Here is a 17,812-nt window from a genome sequence, read left to right on the forward strand (position 1 = left end):
GGCGGCGCCTACTGCGGACGCAGTACGGCCCGATGCGACTCGCTCCACCCGTGGACGTACCGGGCCGGAGCGCGCTCACTCCGACCTGGGACGCACCAGCCCCGACTCGTAGGCGATGACGACCAGTTGCGCCCTGTCCCGCGCTCCCAGCTTGGCCATGGCGCGGTTGACGTGCGTCTTCACCGTCAGCGGGCTGACCTCGAGGCGTTCGGCGATCTCGTCGTTGGAGTGGCCGCCCGCGACCTGCACGAGCACCTCCCGTTCGCGTCCGGTCAGCGTGCCCAGGCGGTCGGAGCGGGCCGGGTCGCGCCCGTCGTCGGCCGGGCCCTGGGCGAGGAACCGGGCGATGAGCCCCTTGGTGGCGGCGGGCGACAGCAGGGCCTCGCCGCCGTTCGCGATCCGGATGGCGTTCAGCAGTTCCTCGGGCTCGGATCCCTTGCCGAGGAAGCCCGAGGCCCCGGCGCGCAGCGACTGCACGACGTAGTCGTCGACCTCGAAGGTCGTCAGGATGACCACCCGGACGTGGGCGAGGGCGGGGTCGGCGCTGATCAGACGGGTGGCGGCGAGACCGTCGGTCCCGGGCATCCGGATGTCCATGAGGACGACGTCGGCGCGCCGTTCCCCGGCCAGCCGGACCGCCTCCGCGCCGTCGGACGCCTCGCCCACCACCTCCATGTCCGACTCGGAGTCGACGAGGACGCGAAAGGCGCTGCGCAGCAGTGCCTGGTCGTCGGCCAGCAGGACGCGGATGGTCATACGGGCCCTCCCGGGGCGGCGGTCATACGGTCTCCCCTGCCGTCGTCGTCGCACGGTTCCTGACCGGAAGGATCGCATGGACGCGGAAGCCGCCTCCGTAGCGGGGACCGGCGGCGAGGGTCCCGCCCAGGGCGGTGACGCGCTCACGCATCCCGAGCAGACCGTGCCCGCCGTGGCCGTCGTCCTCGGGCCCCGGGTCCTCGCCCGTCCCGTCGTCGAGGATCGTGATCTCCACCGCCGACCCCACCCGCACGACGCTGACCTCGGCCTTCGCACGCTGTCCCGCGTGCTTCTGCACATTGGTCAGGGCCTCCTGTATGACCCGGTAGGCGGCCAGGTCGACGGCGGCAGGCAGGGCGGTGCCGTGGTCGGCGCGGGCGACCTCGACGGGGAGGCCGGCGTTGCGGAAGGTGTCGGCGAGCTCGTCGAGGCGGGCGAGGCCGGGGGCGGGCTCGGTCGGTGCCTCGGGGTCACCGGACTGCCGGAGCAGTCCGACGGTGGCGCGCAGTTCGTTGAGTGCCGAACGGCTGGCCTCGCGGACGTGGGCGAGTGCCTCCTTCGCCTGGTCGGGCCGTCTGTCCATGACGTGTGCCGCGACCCCGGCCTGCACGTTCACCAGGGCGATGTGGTGGGCGACGACGTCGTGCAGGTCCCGGGCGATGCGCAGCCGCTCCTCGGCGACACGTCGGCGGGCCTCCTCCTCGCGGGTGCGTTCCGCCCGCTCCGCGCGCTCCCTGATGGCGTGCACGAAGGCGCGCCGGCTGCGCACGGCGTCGCCGGCGGCCGCGGCCATGCCCGTCCAGGCGAAGATGCCGAGGTTCTCCTGGGCGTACCAGGGAACGGTGCCCGCGAGCATGGCGGCGCCGGTCAGAGCGGTCATGGTGAGCAGCCCGACGCGCCAGGTGGTGGGGCGGTCGGTGGTGGCGGCGACGGTGTAGAGGGCGACGACCGCGGACATGGCGACGGGGACACGGGGGTCGGCGGTGACCAGTTCCACGAGGGAGAGCGCGGCCGTGACGGCGAGTACGGTCACGGGCCTTCTGCGGCGGAACACCAGGGCCGCCGCGCTGAGCACCAGCAGGGTGAGGCTGGGGGCGGCCGGGGTGCGTGCACCCCAGGTGGGTCCGTCCTGCCCATGGGGGTCGACGAAGGAGCCGACCACCATGCAGACGAGGACACCGAAGGCGAGGGCGGCGTCCAGGGCGAGCGGGTGGGCGCGCAGGCCGTCCCTGGTGCGTTCTAGGGTGCTCACCTCAGCAAAGGTACGGCGCGCCCGCTGCGGGCGGAACGGATGCCGTACGGCGTCCACCGGCGTGGGCGCTCCTGGCCCGTGCCCGGACCGGGCCGCGCACGGCGGGCCCGGCCGGGAACGACCGTATCGGCGCTCAGCCCGGGATCAGCCCGTCGTCGTTCAGCATCTCGCGGACGTCGTCGAGGCTCGCGTCCGGTGACGGCAGGATCAGTTCCGACGGTTCGAGGGAGTCGTCCGGGAGCGGGGTGCCCAGGCGGCGCACCGCGTCCAGGAGGGCGCCAAGAGTACGGCGGAAGCCTTCCTTGTCGCCGCCCTCCACCTCCCGGAGCAGCTCGTCGTCCAGCTTGTTGAGCTCGGTGAAGTGGGCGTCGTCCAGCTTCACCTGCCCCTCCCCCATGATCCGTACGATCATCTCGCCCTCCTCAGGGGGACGCGGTGGATGACAGGGTCACTGCTTGTCGAAGCGGGGGGTGTCCTGCGGCTGGGACTGCTTCTGCCCCTGGTCCGTGCCGCCCTCGATGGCCTGCGGCTGCGAGGACCCGCCGGCCAGCTCCGCCTTCATGCGCTGCAGTTCCAGCTCCACGTCCGTGCCGCCGGAGAGCCTGTCCAGCTCCGCCTGGATGTCGTCCTTGGCCATGCCCGAGGGGTCGTCGAGGGCGCCGGAGGCCAGAAGCTCGTCGATGGCGCCGGCGCGGGCCTGGAGCTGCGCGGTCTTGTCCTCGGCGCGCTGGATGGCCAGGCCGACGTCGCCCATCTCCTCGGAGATCCCGGAGAAGGCCTCGCCGATACGGGTCTGCGCCTGGGCCGCCGTGTACGTCGCCTTGATGGTCTCCTTCTTCGTGCGGAAGGCGTCCACCTTCGCCTGGAGGCGCTGGGCCGCCAGCGTGAGCTTCTCCTCCTCGCCCTGCAGGGTCTGGTGCTGGGTCTCCAGATCCGTCACCTGCTGCTGGAGCGCGGCGCGCCGCGACAGCGCCTCGCGGGCCAGGTCCTCCCGGCCGAGGGCGAGCGCCTTGCGACCCTGGTCCTCGAGCTTGGTGGACTGGCTCTGGAGCTGGTTGAGCTGCAGCTCCAGGCGCTTGCGGCTGGTCGCCACGTCCGCGACACCGCGGCGCACCTTCTGCAGCAGCTCCAGCTGCTTCTGGTACGAGTAATCGAGGGTCTCGCGCGGGTCCTCGGCCCGGTCAAGGGCCTTGTTCGCCTTCGCGCGGAAGATCATCCCCATACGCTTCATCACACCGCTCATGGGCTTCGCGCGCCCCCTTCTGACGGACTCCAGCTCACAGGTCTGCGACAGGACCCACAGTACGGTCCCTGCATCCATTACCGCACTGTTCGCGGACGGATGCGGTCATCCCCAAGGACGACTGCCCGCGGTTCCGCTCCGGCGTAGGGAGTAGGAGTGCCCCGGGGTTACGTGCGGGGTGATTCCCGGATTCCCTCAGCCGACCGACGGAAGAACGCCGGCGGTCTTCCTTTTAGGACCCCTCTGTCCCAGTACAGACGACGGGTGTTGCCGGATCGTTCCCCATCCGGCTGGGGTCCATGCGCGGGTACCCCGTACCCTTGGGTTTTGTGTTCCGTAGCCGTGCCAAGGACGAGAAGGCCCCCGCCGACAAGGCGCAGGTGACCCTCTCCAAGCAGACCCGCGACCCGCAGGCCCCGAAGGGCAGGCCCACGCCCAAGCGCAGTGAGGCCCAGTCCCAGCGGCGCAGCGTCGCCAACACGCCGACGACGCGCAAGGACGCCGCCCGGCGCCAGCGCGACGATCGCCGCGCCGCCATGGAGCGGCAGCGCCAGGCACTGGCCGGCGGTGACGAGCGGTACCTGCCGGCGCGGGACAAGGGCCCGGTGCGCAAGTTCGCCCGCGACTACGTGGACTCCCGCTTCAACGTCGCGGAGTTCTTCCTGCCGCTCGCCGTGATCATCCTCGTGCTGAGCGTGGTGCGGGTGGCCCAGCTGCAGAACATCGCGTTGCTGCTGTGGCTCGTCGTGATCATCCTGATCGTGCTGGACTCGATCTTCTCCGCCTTCCGGCTGCGGAAGCGGCTCGCCGAACGCTTCCCGGACCAGAACAAGCGGGGCGCCGTCCCCTACGCGCTCATGCGCTCCCTGCAGATGCGTCGGCTGCGCCTGCCGAAGCCTCAGGTCAAGCGCGGAGAGCGGCCCTGAGCACGGATTCTTTCTCCGAGGGGGCCGCGGATGCCTGGCTGAGCAAGCTGGGCGGTCTGCGTGACGTGGTACGGCAGGAGCTGGTGGCGCGGCAGCTCGACGAGCAGATAGCCGCGCGGTTCGCGGTCGGTCGGCGGCTTCGGGTGCTCGACGTGGGCATGGGCCAGGGCACCCAGGCACTGCGTCTGGCCCGCGCCGGACACCGGATAACCGGGCTCGAGCAGGACCCGAAGATGGTGTCGGTCGCGCGCGAGGCCGTCTCCGCGGAGCCCGAGGGCATTCGGGAACGCGTGCAGATCGTCGAGGGTGACGGCCGGGACACCGGAGTGCACTTCTTGCCGGGCAGCTTCGACGTGGTGATGTGCCACGGGGTGCTGATGTACGTCGAGGAGCCCGACCCGCTGCTGGCGGGGCTGGCCCGGATGCTCGCCCCCGGCGGTCTGCTCTCGCTGCTCGTCCGCAACGCGGACGCGCTGGCCATGCGGCCGGGTCTGGCCGGCGACTGGGCGACCGCGCTCAGCGCCTTCGACACGGCGACCTACACGAACCGGCTCGGTCTCGAGGTGCGCGCGGACCGGCTGGAGCGGCTGACCGCCACGCTCGCGGGCATCGGGGCACCGCTGCACACGTGGTACGGGGTGCGGGTCTTCACCGACATCGCTCGGGACGGGACCGAGCCGCCCCTCGACGCCGAGACCCTGCTGGCGGCCGAGGAGCGGGCCGGCCGGACGGATCCGTACCGGGGGGTCGCAGCTCTGCTGCACCTGTGCGGAGTACGGGGCTGACGGCGGGCGGCACCGGTGGGCGCCGCCCCGGGCGAATACATCCGTTCGGACGCATCGGGAAAGCGGTCGGGGCGTCATGAACCGACACTCGGGACATGGCCCCTTCCCGTATACGCGCCCTGCGCGCGCTGTGCGCACCGCTTCTTCTCTGCTCTCTCATACCGCTCGCCGGCTGCACCGGGTCCGGTACCTCCGCCGGGGCGCAGACATCGGCAAGCCCACGGGCCACCGTCACCTCTGCGGGTGACACGCTTGAGAGCGAGTACCAGCGGGTCATCAAGAACGTGCTGCCGTCCGTCGTGCAGATCCAGTCCGGGGACGCTCTGGGCTCCGGTGTGGTCTACGACGCGAGAGGCCATATCGTCACCAACGCGCACGTGGTCGGGGACGCGAAGAAGTTCCAGGTGACCACGGCGAACAGCGAGGCCGTGCTCTCCGCGAGCCTCGTTTCCTCGTATCCCGAGCAGGATCTCGCCGTCATCAAGCTGGACAAGGTGCCGCCCGGACTGAAGCCGGCGGTGTTCGGGGATTCGGCACAGGTGGCGGTGGGGCAGATCGTCCTCGCCATGGGCTCGCCGCTCGGGCTGTCCTCGAGCGTGACGCAGGGAATCGTGTCGGCGACCGGACGGACCGTCAGCGAGGGGTCCACGAACGGCACGGGCGCCACCATCGCGAACATGGTGCAGACCTCGGCGGCCATCAACCCGGGCAACAGCGGCGGCGCACTCGTCAACCTCGACAGCCAGGTCATCGGCATCCCCACGCTCGCCGCCGTCGACCCCGACCTGGGGGGCGGCGCGGCGCCCGGCATCGGCTTCGCGATCCCGGCGTCCACTGTGCGGACGATCGCCGACCAGATCATCAAGAGCGGCAAGGTGACCGCCTCGGGGCGGGCCGCGCTCGGCATCACCGGACGCACGGTGGTGAACGGCAGCTACCAGCCGGTCGGCGTGGCCGTGGTCGAGGTGCGCGGCGGCGGCGCGGCCGACAGGGCGGGGCTGCGTGCCGGGGACATCATCACCAAACTGGGTGACACCGGCATCACCACGATGACTTCCCTCGCCGAGGCGCTGGCCGACGCCAAGCCGGGGCAGAAGACGACGATCACCTACCGGCGCGGCGGAAGCACAAAAACCGTCGGGATCGTCCTGGGCGAGCAGTGAGCCGGCGGGCGAGGGCCTCGGCCCCCGCCCACGCGAGGCGGTCCTACGCGTCCTCGGCGTGCAGGCTCATCGGCCCGTAGATCTCCGTCGTGTCCTCGAACAGCCGCACCTGGTCGGCGCCTCCGTCGCGCAGCTCCTTCCAGTGCTCCCCGATCCAGGACTCGGCGTCCCCCTGCGTGGTGAACTCCTCGGGCGCGACCGCGGGTTGAACCTCCGCCCCGTCGGCCTTCTCGAACCGCCACGTCCATGCCGCCATGTACGCCTCCAAGATGTGAGCACATGCAGAGCAGAAGCCGGATCTTGGTCCGGCTGCTGCCATGAGCCTAGCCGGACGCGCAACACCCGCGGCGACCCGGGAAAATCAGGTGCGTGGAAGCGACTGTGCTCGGTACCGGTGCCCCGGCGGGGCTGCCCCGCCCCGACTGCCCCTGTGCGGCCTGCGCGCGAGCGCTGGGCCCGCAGGCACGCGCGGCGACCGCTGTGCTCGTGGATGAAACGCTGCTGCTGGATCTGACGCCGGGTGCGGTCTTCGCGGCCGCCCGAGCCGGCCGGTCCCTGGCCGCGGTGCGCCAGGTGCTGCTGACGCACCCGCACGACGGTCCCCCGGTCGAGGTACCCGCGGGGCTGCCGCAGCCCGGACGGGTGCCGGACGGGCGGGAGCTGGCGCTGATGACCGGGCACCGGGTGCGGGCCGTCGCGATGGACTCGCCGGGCACGGGTTATGCGGTGACGGGTCCGGACGGGCTGCGGCTGCTGTATCTGCCGCCGGGTGCGGCGCCCGCGGGTCTGGAAGCGCCGGTGGAGCCGTACGACCTGGTGTTCGCCGATGTCGTGGGACGGCCGGACGCGGCGGCGAAGCTGCGCGCGGTGGGGGCGATCGGGCCGGCCACCGACATCGTGGCCGTCCATCTCGACCACGACGTGCCACCGGGCGCGGAGCTGCGGCGGCGGCTCGTGGCGGCGGGGGCACGGGCCGTGCCGGACGGGGCGACGCTGACCGTCGGGGTCAGCGAGGACGCGCCGGAGGTGCCGCGGCGCACCCTCGTGCTGGGTGGGGCCCGCTCGGGCAAGTCGGTGGAGGCGGAGCGGCGGCTCGAGGCGTTCCCCGACGTGCTGTACGTGGCGACGGGCGGGTCGCGGAACGGGGACACCGAGTGGGCGGCCCGGGTGGCCGCGCACCGGGAGCGGCGGCCCGGCTCCTGGCGCACCACCGAGACATGCGATCTGGTGCCGCTGCTCGGGGAGGAGGGGTCCCCGCTGCTGATCGACTGTCTGTCGCTCTGGCTGACCGACGCGATGGACGGGGTCGGCGCGTGGGACGACGCGGAGTGGGCGGGTGGCGGCGAGCGGGCGCTGCGGGCCCGGGTGGAGGAGTTGGCGGCGGCGGTGCGCGGGACGCGCCGCACGGTTGTCGCCGTCTCGAACGAGGTCGGCTCGGGAATCGTCCCGGCGACGGCCTCCGGACGCCGCTACCGCGACGAACTCGGGCGCCTGAACGCCGCGTTCGCGGCGGAGTGCGAGCATGTGCTGCTGGTGGTGGCCGGGCAGGCGCTCACGCTACGCGGGTGACCTGGTCGTGCGCGCGATGATCCGGTAGGCGTTCGAGAAGCGGGTACGCCGCAGCAGTGGTGCCAGCGTGTGGTCCAGGGCGGTCGCCGTCGCCACCAGTGGTGTGGCGGCCCCCACCAGAACCGAGCGGAGCCCGCGCCCGAACACGGTCGGCAGGACGGCCCGCCACGGAGCCTCGGCCGCCGGCAGGACCCGGGTCAGGGCGAGGGCCACGGCGCCCGCGATGTCGTACGGAGTGTGCGGCTCACGGCGGTCCGTGGCGACGACGACACAGCCCAGGGACTCCAGTTCGGCCAGCAGGTTGCGCAGTGGCATGAGGTGGAGGTCGCGTGGCCGGCCGTACGGGACCCACCACTTGCCGAGCAGCGCGCCGAACGTGCAGTCGGGGTCCGGGACTTCGATGAGCAGATGGCCGCCGGGGCGCAGCACGGTCATGGCGGCGCGCAACTCCGCGCGTGGGTCGGGAGTGTGCTCCAGATGGTGGAGCATGCTGACGACGTCGTAGCGGGAGCGCAGCCGCGCGAGGATCCCGGGGTCGGTGAGGAGTCCCTGGTGGGCCTCTTCCACGCGGCCCGCGGCCCGTGCCCGCTCCACACGCCCGGTGGCGTCGAGCCCGTCGAAGGACGTGTACGGGTGGATCTCCCTGGCCGCTTCCGGGAAGTGGCCGTGCCCCGTGCCGACGTCGAGCCAGCTCTCGGGCTCGGGGAAGGGCAGCATCGCGCGGGCCGCGGCCCGATGGCGCCGGGCGCTGTCCCGCGCGGTGAGGAGGCGTTCGGCGAAACCGTCGACCCCCACCCGGTCCTCGTGCGGGTCGTGAGCGTAGAAGGCGAGTCCCTCGGCGGTGAGCCGGGGGTTCTGGAAGGCATGGGCACAGTCCCGGCACTCGTCGACGACGAAGGTGCCCGGCTTGTGCTGCACGAGGTCGGACATGCGCAGCCGGGTGCGCAGCTGCCCGGAGCCGCACCAGGGGCAGTCGTCACGGCGCGGCTCCTGCAGCCGACTGGTACCCGCGGCGAGTTCACCGGGGCTCCCGGCGCGGCGCTCGTCGTCCGGCTGCGGGGTGGCGGGCATGGGCGGCTCCTGTGGCGGCAGGGACGACGTACGCCTGGGACAAGGGGTGCGACGACACACGACAACAAGTGTCTAAACGGTACGTAGGGGACCTTGCTCACGGACGCAATGACGTGCCGTCGATGTGGCGCGTCGGCGTTCGATCGCTGCCGGTACTGTTCGGCCAATGAGCTCGCTTAATCTCGACGACTTCACCGATCTGATCGAGCGTCCCGACGGCGGGGTGCGCCGCGACGCGGAGGCGCGCAGGGAGCGTCAGATCGTGCCGCCCGGTGCGCTGGGCCGCCTCGACGAACTGGGTGAGTGGCTGGCGGCCGCGCAGTCCGCCGTGCCGGTGCGGCCGGTCGAGCGCCCGCGCATGGTGCTGTTCGCGGGCGATCACGGGATCGCCGCGCTCGGTGTGTCCGCACGGCCCGCGGGCAGCGCGGACCGGTTGGTGCGGGCGGTACTTGAGGGCGCGAGCCCCGCGTCGATCCTGGCACGGCAGCTGAACGTGCCGGTGCGCGTGGTCGACATGGCGCTCGACTGCGACCCGGGCGAACTGCCGGAGGACGTCGTACGGCATCGGGTGCGGCGCGGCAGCGGGCGCATCGATGTCGAGGACGCCCTGACGCCCGAGGAGGCGGAGGCCGCGTTCCGGGCGGGCCTCGCGGTCGCGGACGAGGAGGCGGACTCCGGCACGGACCTCGTGGTCCTCGGCGATGTGAGCGTCGGCGGTACGACGGCCGCGGCCGTGCTGGTGGCCGCGCTGTGCGGGACGGACGCGTCCGTGGTCACCGGGCGCGGCGGTCTGCCGATCGACGACCTGGCGTGGATGCGCAAGTGCGCGGCCGTGCGTGACGCACTGCGGCGGGCCCGGCCGGTGCTGGGTGATCAGCTGCAGTTGCTGGCGGCGGTGGGCGGCGCCGACCTGGCCGCGATGACGGGCTTCCTGCTGCAGTGCGCCGCGCGCAAGACCCCGGTGATCCTGGACGGGGTCGTCTCGGCGGCGTGCGCGCTGGTCGCCCAGCGGGTCGCGTTCCGGGCGCCGGACTGGTGGCTGGCCGGGCAGAAGAGCGGGGAGCCGGCGCAGGCGAAGGCGCTGGACCGGATGGCGCTGGAACCGCTGCTCGACCACGGTGTGACGGTCGGCGAGGGTGCCGGCGCCCTGCTGGCGCTGCCGCTCGTCCAGGCCGCGGCAGCGCTGTCGGCCGAGCTTCCCGACAAGCCCGTGGAGGCAGGCGGGAGCGGGGACGCGGAGCAGCCGGAGTAGACACGGGACAGGCCGGGCCCCGCGCCCTGCCGGATTCCGCCTGCGACCGCTCCGCCACACACCCCACGGCGCCCCATATCATCACCCTTTATGGGAGATGTCCGTTTTCATACGGAACAGGAACACACCGCCCGGCCAGGGAACGGGGCGCGGCGGTCCGGCCGGGCTTCCCGGCGGGCCGCCGCGTTCGCCGTCTGGTACCTGCGGGCCGTCGCGTTCATCAACTTCCTCTCCGCCGTGTGGGTCTCGCTCGGGCAGGACGTGCGACGGCACAACCAGGAGAACCTCTTCACTCCGTACCTGCTGACCGCGGGTTTCGCCTCCGGCGCGTTCACGTTGTTCCTCGCCGTCACCATGCGGCGCCGCAAGCGGGCCGCATGGATCCTCAACCTCGTGCTCAGCGGACCGTTCCTGGTGCTGTTCGCCTTCGCCATGGTCTTCCCGGAGATCAGGCAGTACGCACAGAACTGGGTCTCCCTGGTGCTCACCGCCGCCTTCGTGGGCTCGCTGCTGACGGGGCGCCGGGAGTTCTACGCCAAGGGCGACCGCGCCAACCCGCGGCTCGCCGCCGTCGTGGCCGTCGGCGGCCTGCTCGCCTCCTCCCTGCTGGCCGCCCTCCTCGTGACCGTCACCAACACCGCGCAGGACGCCGGGCGTTCGACCTTCGCGGAACGCTGGCGCTACGGCACCCTCCGGCTCGTCTCGGTCGCCGGGGACAGGGCGCACCACCCGGGCATCGCCACGCCCAACTGGGTCGACATCGCCATCAACGTCTTCAGCACGCTGCTGGTCCTCGCCGTCCTGTACGCCGCCTTCCGCTCCCGGCGCGCCGTCGACCCGATCAGCGAGGACGACGAGAAGAGGCTGTGGGCGCTGCTCGAACGGCACGGCGACCGGGACTCGCTCGGGTACTTCGCACTGCGCCGGGACAAGAGCGTGATCTGGTCGCCCACCGGCAAGGCGGCGGTCGCCTACCGCGTCGTCGGCGGGGTGTCGCTCGCCTCAGGCGACCCGCTCGGCGACCCGGAGGCCTGGCCCGGCGCCATCGAACCCTGGCTCGCCGAGGCGCGCGCGCACGGCTGGATCCCCGCAGTGATGGGCGCGAGCGAGGAGGCCGGGACCGTGTACACACGGCACGGGCTGGACGCACTCGAACTCGGTGACGAAGCCGTCGTGGATGTGGCCGAGTTCACCCTCGAAGGACGCGCCATGCGGACCGTCCGCCAGGCCTACAACCGGGTGAAGCGCGCCGGGTACACGGTGCGCGTCCGGCGCCACGCGGACATTCCCTCCGACGAGATGGAGTTCCTCGTCCGGAAGGCCGACGACTGGCGTGACGGGGCCACCGAGCGCGGGTTCAGCATGGCGCTGGGACGGCTCGGCGACCCCCGGGACGGGCAGTGCGTGATGCTCGAGTGCAGGGACGGCCGCGCCGGCGAAGGGGACGGGGAGCTGCGGGCGCTGCTGTCCTTCGTGCCGTGGGGGCCGCACGGCCTCTCGCTCGACCTCATGCGGCGCGACCGGGACTCCGAGAACGGGCTCATGGAGTTCTTGGTCCTCGAACTGCTGCGGCGCGCATCGGAGATCGGGGTCACCCAGGTGTCGCTCAACTTCGCCATGTTCCGCTCCGTCTTCGAACGTGGTGCCCGCCTCGGCGCCGGACCGGTGCTGCGGCTGTGGCGCTCCCTGCTCAGCTTCTTCTCGCGCTGGTGGCAGATCGAGTCGCTGTACCGGGCCAACGCCAAGTACCGGCCCATCTGGGAGCCGCGGTTCCTGCTCTTCGAGAAGAGCGCGGACCTGCTGCGCATCGGCGTCGCCTCGGCGCGCGCCGAAGGATTCCTGGAGGCTCCGGGACTGCCGAAGTGGCTCCACCGCAAGCACCTGCAGTCGTACAGATGAGGAGCGCCGGACCGATGAGGACCACGGGATGAGCACCCTCGCCCGTCTGGCGCATGCCGAATGGGGGCTGCCGTACGCCGTCACGCGCCGGGCACTCGCCGGGCGCGCCTGGCGTGCGGTCCCGATGACGCTGGCAGCGGTGTGTCTGACGTCCCTCCTGCAGTTCGTGCAGAACCAGTCGTGGGGCTTCGGATTCGTCGCGACCGTCGGCGCGGTGCGGGCCGAGGAGCCGCTGTGGCTGTCACTGCTGCGCACCCCCTCCTCCCTCTTCGTCCCGGCCCTGGACCTGCCGGTGTGGGGGGCGCTCCTGCAGATCCTCTGTGTGTTCGGTGTCGCCGAGATCTGCCTGGGCTGGTGGCGCACGCTCGTCATCGCGTACATCGCCACCCTGGCCGGGACGCTGTACGCCCGGGTGGGCATCGCCCTCGGCCCGCATCACCCGCTCGGGCTCCCTGCGTCGGACGCGCGGGTCGTCGACACGGGGCCGTCGGCCGCGGTGATCGGACTCGCCCTGTTCCTGTGCTGGAGGTACCGCGCACACCTCACGGGAGGCCTGGTGATCGGGGCGATGACCGCGGAGCTCGCGCTGAAGCAGAACCTCGCGGGCAAGGAGCACATCGCCGCGATCGCCGGGGTGCTGATGGTCTGCGGGATGTCGGCACTGCGTCAGGAACGGCGGTCGGCAGCCCGGCTCGGCTGCGGGTCGGGCCTGCCCCCGATCCAGTCCTGAAATCTGCGGCCGAGCCCGGCCCAGCGGCGATCGTGCCGGTAGGCCCGCAGACCGGCCCGGGCGCGGGTGCGCGGGCGGCGGCGGTAGAAGCGGCGCGCCCAGGGCGAGGCGGGGCGGGCCAGACGGACCGCGCCGACCAGGGCGACCACGGGCACGATCACACCGAAGAGCGCTGTGCGGGCCTTGCCCTTGCTCAGGGCCAGCAGCGAGAACACGAAGTTCAACACGACGCTCGCGATCACGGTGCCCCGGTCCTGCAGTTCGTCCGCGGAGAGGTCGTCGACGCCGAACGGCGAGAACCCGGCGAGGACCAGGCCCACCATGGCCGCCGTGACCACGACGACCTCGACGCTCTTGCGGCCCTGCTCGCTCCAGTACACGTCCGCCAGGTGGAGGATGAGGGCGAACTCGTCCAGGACGAGGCCGGCCCCCACGCCGAAGACGACCGCGAAGACGCCGGAGCCGAGGCCCTGACGGCTGGCGAGCGCGCCGAAACCGCCCACGACGGTCAGCACGACTCCGGGCACGACGTGGTGGATGTGCACCCCGCCCGATTCGACGTTGCGGAAGGGACCCTTGCCGGCCCGGATGAGGCGGGTGACGGAACGGGTGACCACAAAGGTCAGCACGAAGGCGCCGAGCGCGAGCAGCAGGGGGAGTTTGCCCGGCTCCACGATGTTGCGCTCCAGCCAGTGACCCATGTGTGCAGTCTGCCGGGGGTGGGGTGCCCGTGCCCGCTCGCGGGGCACCAGCGGGTGACGCGGGAGGCCCCGGCTAGTCTGCCGCCGTGATCAGGATCCCGCCGCTTCACGGTCTGCGCTTCGCCTTCGGCACCCTCACGGTGCTCCCGGTCCCGGTGACGCGCTGGGACCGGGGCGCGGGGCGCGCCGGGATGCTGTGCGCGCCGCTGGCCGGAGTCGTGGTCGGAGGGATCGCCGGGCTGCTCGGCGCCGCGGCTCTTGTGGCGGGGGCCGGTCCCCTGCTCGCCGCCGTCTGCGCCGCCGCCGTCCCGGCCGTGCTCACCCGGGGACTGCACCTCGACGGGCTCGCCGACACGGCCGACGGGCTCGGCAGCGGCAAGCCCGCGGCGGAGGCGCTGCGGATCATGAAGCAGTCGGACATCGGGCCGTTCGGTGTGATCACGCTGGTCCTCGTGCTGCTCGCTCAGGTGGCCGCGCTCGCCGAGGCGTACGGCGGCTCCTGGGAGCGGGGCGCGCTGGCCGCCGCCGTCTCCGCGACTGCTGCCCGACTGGCCCTCACGCTGGCCGCGCGCCGCGGGATACCGGCCGCCCGGCCGGAGGGACTGGGGGCCGCGGTGGCCGGCGTGGTCCCGGTCCGCGGGGCGCTGGCGGTGGCCGTGGCCGTCACCGGGGCCGCGGCCGCGGGGGGCGCGCTGTCCGCGACGTACGGCGCCGTCCGTGCTGCGGCCGCGGTGGTGGTCGCCGCCGCCGCCGCGGAGTTGCTGCTGCGGCACTGCATCCGCCGCTTCGGCGGGGTCACGGGCGATGTGTTCGGCGGTCTCGCGGAGACCGCGGGGACGGCCGCGCTGGTGGTGCTGTCGCTCGGTTGACGCCTGTCGTCCGGATCGGATCGGCTGGGAGAGACTGCGCCTTCGGTCGACGCTGCCATGATCCAAACGGCGGGCCCGGAGGCTGCGCCCGGACGCCGGCAGTGACCGCCGCACGGGCTCAGCAGGGTCGGCGCCAGGCGTCCAGATCGTACTTCTTGAGCATCGAACTCAGCTTCAGACGGCGGGCCTTGGCGCAGAAGCGGCTGGTCGGCAGTTCGTACTCCACGTGGAAGACGGCCTTCCCTGCGGCGATGAACGGCTTCAGCCGTTCGCACTCGTCGTACTGGGCGCACTGCTCGTCGACCGCGAAGTCGAAGTCCCCCACCAGCAGTGGGATCTGGCCGAGGTCGTTCTTGAGGCCGACGGCCATCCCCCGCTCATGGGCCAGCCTCGCCACGAGACGGTTGTAGCGGAGCTGGTCCGCGGCCTTCAGCGGGAAGCCGGTGTTGTTGCGGTAGCCGTCCATGTTGTCGGGCTCCACGGCGTCGAAGCCCTTCCGACGGCACATGTCGAGGCGGTCCGCCATGAGGGGTTCGAGGACATCGGTGCGGCGGATGTCCAGCCAGCGCTCCCCCTGCCAGCCGTTGCCACGGCCCAGCACGGACTTCGGGAACCTCTTCGCGTCCGGGCGGAACTCCTCCCAGGCGCCGGTGGACAGATAGCAGATCACCTTGCGGCCCTCGCGGTGCAGCGCGGTGACGGCCGCCTTCCCGTGGTCGAAGCCGTCGATGTCGTAGACCGGGACGTCGACGGAGGTGTCCAGGCGCCCGCTGAGCTGCCACTGCCAGGCGACTCCGGGGCGCGGCTGCCAGCGGGCGCGGGCGGGCTCCTTGTGCTCCTCGGCGGCGGTGGAGCATCCGGCGAGCAGCAGGAGCAGGGCGGCGAGGAGGACCGGGCGCTTCACGGGGGCGGGCTCCAGGCGGTGCGGCGACGTGTCCCAAGGATGATCCCGGAACCGGGGACCGCGCGGTCGACCGGGTGTCCGCGCTGCGCGCCCGCCGGAGCGGCGCCGGCGGGACCCGTACGTCGGAAGTGACCGGGGCACCGTGCAGCCCTTCGCCACGGTGCGACGAACAACCGCGGGCGCGAGCGAAACCGGCCACCGAGCGTAGGCTCGTGCCGGGTGTTTCCCAGCCCAGGTGAAGACCGCACGTACTGAGCAATCTAGGGTCGTCCCGGGCCGGTCGACCCCAATCCGTTCGGCCACCGAAACTCAATCGGAAGCGAGATTTCACCACCGTGACTGCTCTCACACTCAGCACCGCCGCGGTAGCCGGCCAGCGGGCCGACGCGATCGTGGTCGGTGTCGCGAAGGGCGCCGAGGGCCCGGTCGTCGCACCGGGCGCCGAAACCGTGGACCAGGCGTACGACGGCAGACTCGCCGCCACCCTGCAGACCCTGGGCGCCTCGGGCGTCGAGGGCGAGGTGACGAAGCTGCCCGCGCCCTCCGGCTTCAAGGCGCCCGTCGTGGTGGCGGTGGGCCTCGGTGCCGAGCCCGAGAAGGACGGGGCGTACTCCGCCGAGTCGCTGCGCCGCGCCGCGGGCTCCGCGGCCCGCGCCCTCGCCGGTTCCAAGAAGGCCGTCTTCGCGCTGCCCGTCGCGGACGCCGCGGACCTCGGCGCCGTCGCCGAGGGCGCCCTGCTCGGCGCGTATTCGTTCGACACCTACAAGGAGAACGGCAAGAACGCCAAGGGCGGGAAGAACGGCAAGGCTCCGCTCGGCGAGGTCGCCCTGCTCGGCGGCAAGCCGCGCGACAAGGCGCACAAGGCGGCCGTCGACCGTGCCGTCGCCGTCGCCGAGGAGCTCAACCGGGCCCGCGACCTGATCAACACCCCGCCGAACGACCTGAACCCGGCCGCCTTCGCGGACATCGCCCAGAGCGCCGCCAAGGAGCACGGCCTCAAGGTGCAGGTGCTCGACGAGAAGGCGCTGACCAAGGGCGGCTACGGCGGCATCCTCGGAGTCGGCGCGGGCTCGGCCTCCGCTCCCCGCCTGGTGAAGCTGTCGTACACGAACTCCAAGGCGGACAAGCACCTGGCCTTCGTCGGCAAGGGCATCACCTACGACTCGGGCGGCATCTCCCTCAAGCCGGCCGGCCACAACGAGACCATGAAGTGCGACATGAGCGGCGCGGCGGCGGTCTTCGCCGCGGTCGTGGCGGCCGCCCGGCTCGGTCTCGAGGTCAACGTCACCGGCTGGCTCGCCCTCGCCGAGAACATGCCGTCCGGTTCCGCCACCCGCCCGGGCGACGTGCTGCGCATGTACAGCGGCAAGACCGTCGAGGTCCTCAACACGGACGCGGAGGGCCGGCTCGTCCTCGCCGACGCGCTGTGGGCGGCCTCGCAGGAGAACCCGGACGCGATCGTGGACGTCGCGACCCTGACCGGCGCGATGATGCTCGCGCTCGGCAGCCGCACCTTCGGGATCATGTCGAACGACGACGACTTCCGCACCGCGGTGCACGAGACCGCCCAGGAGGTCGGCGAGGAGGCCTGGCCCATGCCGCTCCCCGAGCACCTGCGCAAGGGCATGGACTCCCCCACGGCCGACATCGCCAACATGGGTGAGCGGATGGGCGGCGGCCTGGTGGCCGGCCTGTTCCTGAAGGAGTTCGTCGGCGAGGGCATCACCTGGGCCCACCTCGACATCGCCGGCCCCGCCTTCAACGAGCAGGGTCCCTTCGGCTACACCCCCAAGGGCGGCACGGGCTCGGCCGTGCGCACCCTGGTCCGGCTCGCGGAGCAGACGGCTGCGGGCGACCTCGGCTGACGTCGCACGTACCCGTGAGGGCGGCCCCGGAGCTCGAGTCGAGTCCGGGGCCGCCCTCATGGGCGCCGCCCCGTTACGCCCTCGACGAAATCCGCCCGGGGCTGCGCCGCCACGACCTCCGGACGTGACGGATCAGACGTCGCACACCCGGGCCCGGCGCCACCACGGCCGCCGACAAGTGCGAAGATGGGCCACGGCAGGACAGGGCCCCCACCGAAGGGCCGAAGCTTCAGCGGCCGGACACCAGCCGCCTGCCGGTCACCGACGACCGGCGCACGGCGCACATGCATGGAGGACGTGACGTGGCGAACGACGCCAGCACCGTTTTCGACCTAGTGATCCTCGGCGGTGGTAGCGGTGGTTACGCCGCGGCCCTGCGCGGGGCGCAGCTGGGCCTGGACGTCGCCCTGATCGAGAAGGACAAGGTCGGCGGCACCTGCCTGCACCGGGGTTGCATCCCCACCAAGGCTCTGCTTCACGCGGGCGAGATCGCCGACCAGGCCCGCGAGAGCGAGCAGTTCGGCGTCAAGGCCACCTTCGAGGGCATCGACGTGCCGGCCGTCCACAAGTACAAGGACGAGGTCGTCTCGGGCCTGTACAAGGGTCTGCAGGGCCTCATCGCCTCGCGCAAGGTGACCTACATCGAGGGTGAGGGCCGTCTGTCCTCCGCGACCTCCGTCGACGTGAACGGTCAGCGGATCCAGGGCCGCCACGTCCTCCTGGCGACCGGTTCCGTGCCGAAGTCGCTGCCGGGTCTGGAGATCGACGGCAACCGCATCATCTCCTCCGACCACGCCCTCTTCCTGGACCGCGTGCCGCAGTCCGCG

Annotated in this window: 18 protein-coding genes; 10 read left to right on the top strand and 8 right to left on the bottom strand. The window is 72.3% G+C overall.

Annotated elements, in window-relative coordinates:
- Positions 1-75: 75 nt before the first annotated feature.
- The 4 genes from ADL25_RS38050 to ADL25_RS38065 all read right to left on the bottom strand — a co-directional run bounded on the left by ADL25_RS38050 (position 76) and on the right by ADL25_RS38065 (position 3,251).
- Entirely contained in the window at positions 76-756 is a 681-nt protein-coding gene (locus tag ADL25_RS38050) for a response regulator (protein WP_059132498.1), read from the bottom strand.
- Between the two features lie 22 nt (positions 757-778).
- A complete protein-coding gene (locus tag ADL25_RS38055) occupies positions 779-2,008 on the bottom strand; it encodes a sensor histidine kinase (RefSeq protein ID WP_059132513.1) in 1,230 nt (409 codons plus the stop codon).
- Positions 2,009-2,141: 133 nt separating this feature from the next.
- Complete coding sequence (gene pspAA, locus ADL25_RS38060) at positions 2,142-2,420, bottom strand: PspA-associated protein PspAA (protein ID WP_059132499.1); 279 nt, start codon at positions 2,418-2,420, stop codon at positions 2,142-2,144.
- A 36-nt stretch (positions 2,421-2,456) separates the two neighbouring features.
- The gene (locus ADL25_RS38065; RefSeq protein ID WP_059132500.1) at positions 2,457-3,251 is read right to left on the bottom strand and encodes a PspA/IM30 family protein; all 795 of its coding nucleotides are present in this window, start codon (positions 3,249-3,251) and stop codon (positions 2,457-2,459) included.
- Positions 3,252-3,550: 299 nt separating this feature from the next.
- On the opposite strand from ADL25_RS38065, the gene ADL25_RS38070 reads away from it, so the two are divergent.
- The 3 genes from ADL25_RS38070 (at position 3,551) to ADL25_RS38080 (ending at position 6,125) form a co-directional block, all read left to right on the top strand.
- Positions 3,551-4,177, top strand: coding sequence for a DUF3043 domain-containing protein (locus tag ADL25_RS38070; protein WP_079050866.1), 627 nt, complete (start codon positions 3,551-3,553; stop codon positions 4,175-4,177).
- A gap of 83 nt (positions 4,178-4,260) precedes the next feature.
- Positions 4,261-4,962, top strand: a complete 702-nt coding sequence (locus ADL25_RS38075) for a class I SAM-dependent methyltransferase (RefSeq protein ID WP_059132514.1) — start codon at positions 4,261-4,263, stop codon at positions 4,960-4,962.
- A gap of 95 nt (positions 4,963-5,057) precedes the next feature.
- Positions 5,058-6,125, top strand: coding sequence for a S1C family serine protease (locus tag ADL25_RS38080; protein ID WP_059132502.1), 1,068 nt, complete (start codon positions 5,058-5,060; stop codon positions 6,123-6,125).
- Between the two features lie 43 nt (positions 6,126-6,168).
- On the opposite strand, the gene ADL25_RS38085 is transcribed toward ADL25_RS38080, so the two are convergent.
- Positions 6,169-6,381 (bottom strand): hypothetical protein, encoded by a 213-nt coding sequence (locus ADL25_RS38085; protein WP_059132503.1) that lies wholly within the window; start codon positions 6,379-6,381, stop codon positions 6,169-6,171.
- 113 nt (positions 6,382-6,494) lie between these two features.
- Between ADL25_RS38085 and ADL25_RS38090 the strand changes: the two genes are divergently transcribed.
- Positions 6,495-7,694: a bifunctional adenosylcobinamide kinase/adenosylcobinamide-phosphate guanylyltransferase gene (locus ADL25_RS38090; RefSeq protein WP_059132504.1), complete on the top strand. Its 1,200-nt coding sequence runs from the start codon at positions 6,495-6,497 to the stop codon at positions 7,692-7,694.
- Here the strand turns inward: ADL25_RS38090 and ADL25_RS38095 are convergent.
- Positions 7,683-8,765 carry a class I SAM-dependent methyltransferase gene (locus ADL25_RS38095; protein WP_079050867.1) on the bottom strand — a complete coding sequence of 361 codons (1,083 nt, stop codon included), beginning with the start codon at positions 8,763-8,765 and terminating at the stop codon, positions 7,683-7,685. The two genes, ADL25_RS38090 and ADL25_RS38095, sit on opposite strands and share 12 nt — an antisense overlap.
- A gap of 166 nt (positions 8,766-8,931) precedes the next feature.
- On the opposite strand from ADL25_RS38095, the gene cobT reads away from it, so the two are divergent.
- From cobT to ADL25_RS50040, 3 genes are all read left to right on the top strand, one after another.
- On the top strand, positions 8,932-10,017 hold the full coding sequence (cobT, locus tag ADL25_RS38100) for a nicotinate-nucleotide--dimethylbenzimidazole phosphoribosyltransferase (protein ID WP_059132505.1): 1,086 nt from the start codon (positions 8,932-8,934) through the stop codon (positions 10,015-10,017).
- 90 nt (positions 10,018-10,107) lie between these two features.
- Entirely contained in the window at positions 10,108-11,916 is a 1,809-nt protein-coding gene (locus ADL25_RS38105; protein ID WP_059132506.1) for a phosphatidylglycerol lysyltransferase domain-containing protein, read from the top strand.
- A 28-nt stretch (positions 11,917-11,944) separates the two neighbouring features.
- On the top strand, positions 11,945-12,646 hold the full coding sequence (locus ADL25_RS50040; RefSeq protein ID WP_059132507.1) for a hypothetical protein: 702 nt from the start codon (positions 11,945-11,947) through the stop codon (positions 12,644-12,646).
- On the opposite strand, the gene ADL25_RS38115 is transcribed toward ADL25_RS50040, so the two are convergent.
- Positions 12,583-13,347: a hypothetical protein gene (locus ADL25_RS38115; RefSeq protein ID WP_059132508.1), complete on the bottom strand. Its 765-nt coding sequence runs from the start codon at positions 13,345-13,347 to the stop codon at positions 12,583-12,585. The genes ADL25_RS50040 and ADL25_RS38115 overlap by 64 nt on opposite strands.
- An 89-nt stretch (positions 13,348-13,436) precedes the next feature.
- Between ADL25_RS38115 and ADL25_RS38120 the strand changes: the two genes are divergently transcribed.
- The gene (locus ADL25_RS38120; protein WP_416070657.1) at positions 13,437-14,216 is read left to right on the top strand and encodes an adenosylcobinamide-GDP ribazoletransferase; all 780 of its coding nucleotides are present in this window, start codon (positions 13,437-13,439) and stop codon (positions 14,214-14,216) included.
- Positions 14,217-14,334: 118 nt separating this feature from the next.
- Here the strand turns inward: ADL25_RS38120 and ADL25_RS38125 are convergent, their stop codons facing one another.
- Entirely contained in the window at positions 14,335-15,120 is a 786-nt protein-coding gene (locus ADL25_RS38125; RefSeq protein WP_059132510.1) for an endo alpha-1,4 polygalactosaminidase, read from the bottom strand.
- Between the two features lie 335 nt (positions 15,121-15,455).
- On the opposite strand from ADL25_RS38125, the gene ADL25_RS38130 reads away from it, so the two are divergent.
- The gene (locus ADL25_RS38130) at positions 15,456-16,985 is read left to right on the top strand and encodes a leucyl aminopeptidase (RefSeq protein ID WP_059132511.1); all 1,530 of its coding nucleotides are present in this window, start codon (positions 15,456-15,458) and stop codon (positions 16,983-16,985) included.
- A 302-nt stretch (positions 16,986-17,287) separates the two neighbouring features.
- On the top strand, positions 17,288-17,812 hold a 525-nt coding region (locus ADL25_RS38135), incomplete at its 3' end, for an FAD-dependent oxidoreductase (protein ID WP_159045101.1).

The organism is Streptomyces sp. NRRL F-5122 (assembly GCF_001507435.1).
Classification (GTDB): domain Bacteria; phylum Actinomycetota; class Actinomycetes; order Streptomycetales; family Streptomycetaceae; genus Streptomyces; species Streptomyces lannensis.

What these genes read in the sequence shown, in the direction of transcription:
- ADL25_RS38085 (WP_059132503.1), bottom strand. Translation starts at nt 6,381, where the DNA reads ATGGCGGCATGGACGTGGCGGTTCGAGAAGGCCGACGGGGCGGAGGTT.
- ADL25_RS50040 (WP_059132507.1), top strand. Translation starts at nt 11,945, where the DNA reads ATGAGCACCCTCGCCCGTCTGGCGCATGCCGAATGGGGGCTGCCGTAC.
- ADL25_RS38115 (WP_059132508.1), bottom strand. Translation starts at nt 13,347, where the DNA reads ATGGGTCACTGGCTGGAGCGCAACATCGTGGAGCCGGGCAAACTCCCC.
- pspAA (WP_059132499.1), bottom strand. Translation starts at nt 2,420, where the DNA reads ATGATCGTACGGATCATGGGGGAGGGGCAGGTGAAGCTGGACGACGCC.
- ADL25_RS38095 (WP_079050867.1), bottom strand. Translation starts at nt 8,765, where the DNA reads ATGCCCGCCACCCCGCAGCCGGACGACGAGCGCCGCGCCGGGAGCCCC.
- ADL25_RS38065 (WP_059132500.1), bottom strand. Translation starts at nt 3,251, where the DNA reads ATGAGCGGTGTGATGAAGCGTATGGGGATGATCTTCCGCGCGAAGGCG.
- ADL25_RS38105 (WP_059132506.1), top strand. Translation starts at nt 10,108, where the DNA reads ATGGGAGATGTCCGTTTTCATACGGAACAGGAACACACCGCCCGGCCA.
- cobT (WP_059132505.1), top strand. Translation starts at nt 8,932, where the DNA reads ATGAGCTCGCTTAATCTCGACGACTTCACCGATCTGATCGAGCGTCCC.
- ADL25_RS38070 (WP_079050866.1), top strand. Translation starts at nt 3,551, where the DNA reads ATGCGCGGGTACCCCGTACCCTTGGGTTTTGTGTTCCGTAGCCGTGCC.
- ADL25_RS38050 (WP_059132498.1), bottom strand. Translation starts at nt 756, where the DNA reads ATGACCATCCGCGTCCTGCTGGCCGACGACCAGGCACTGCTGCGCAGC.
- ADL25_RS38080 (WP_059132502.1), top strand. Translation starts at nt 5,058, where the DNA reads ATGGCCCCTTCCCGTATACGCGCCCTGCGCGCGCTGTGCGCACCGCTT.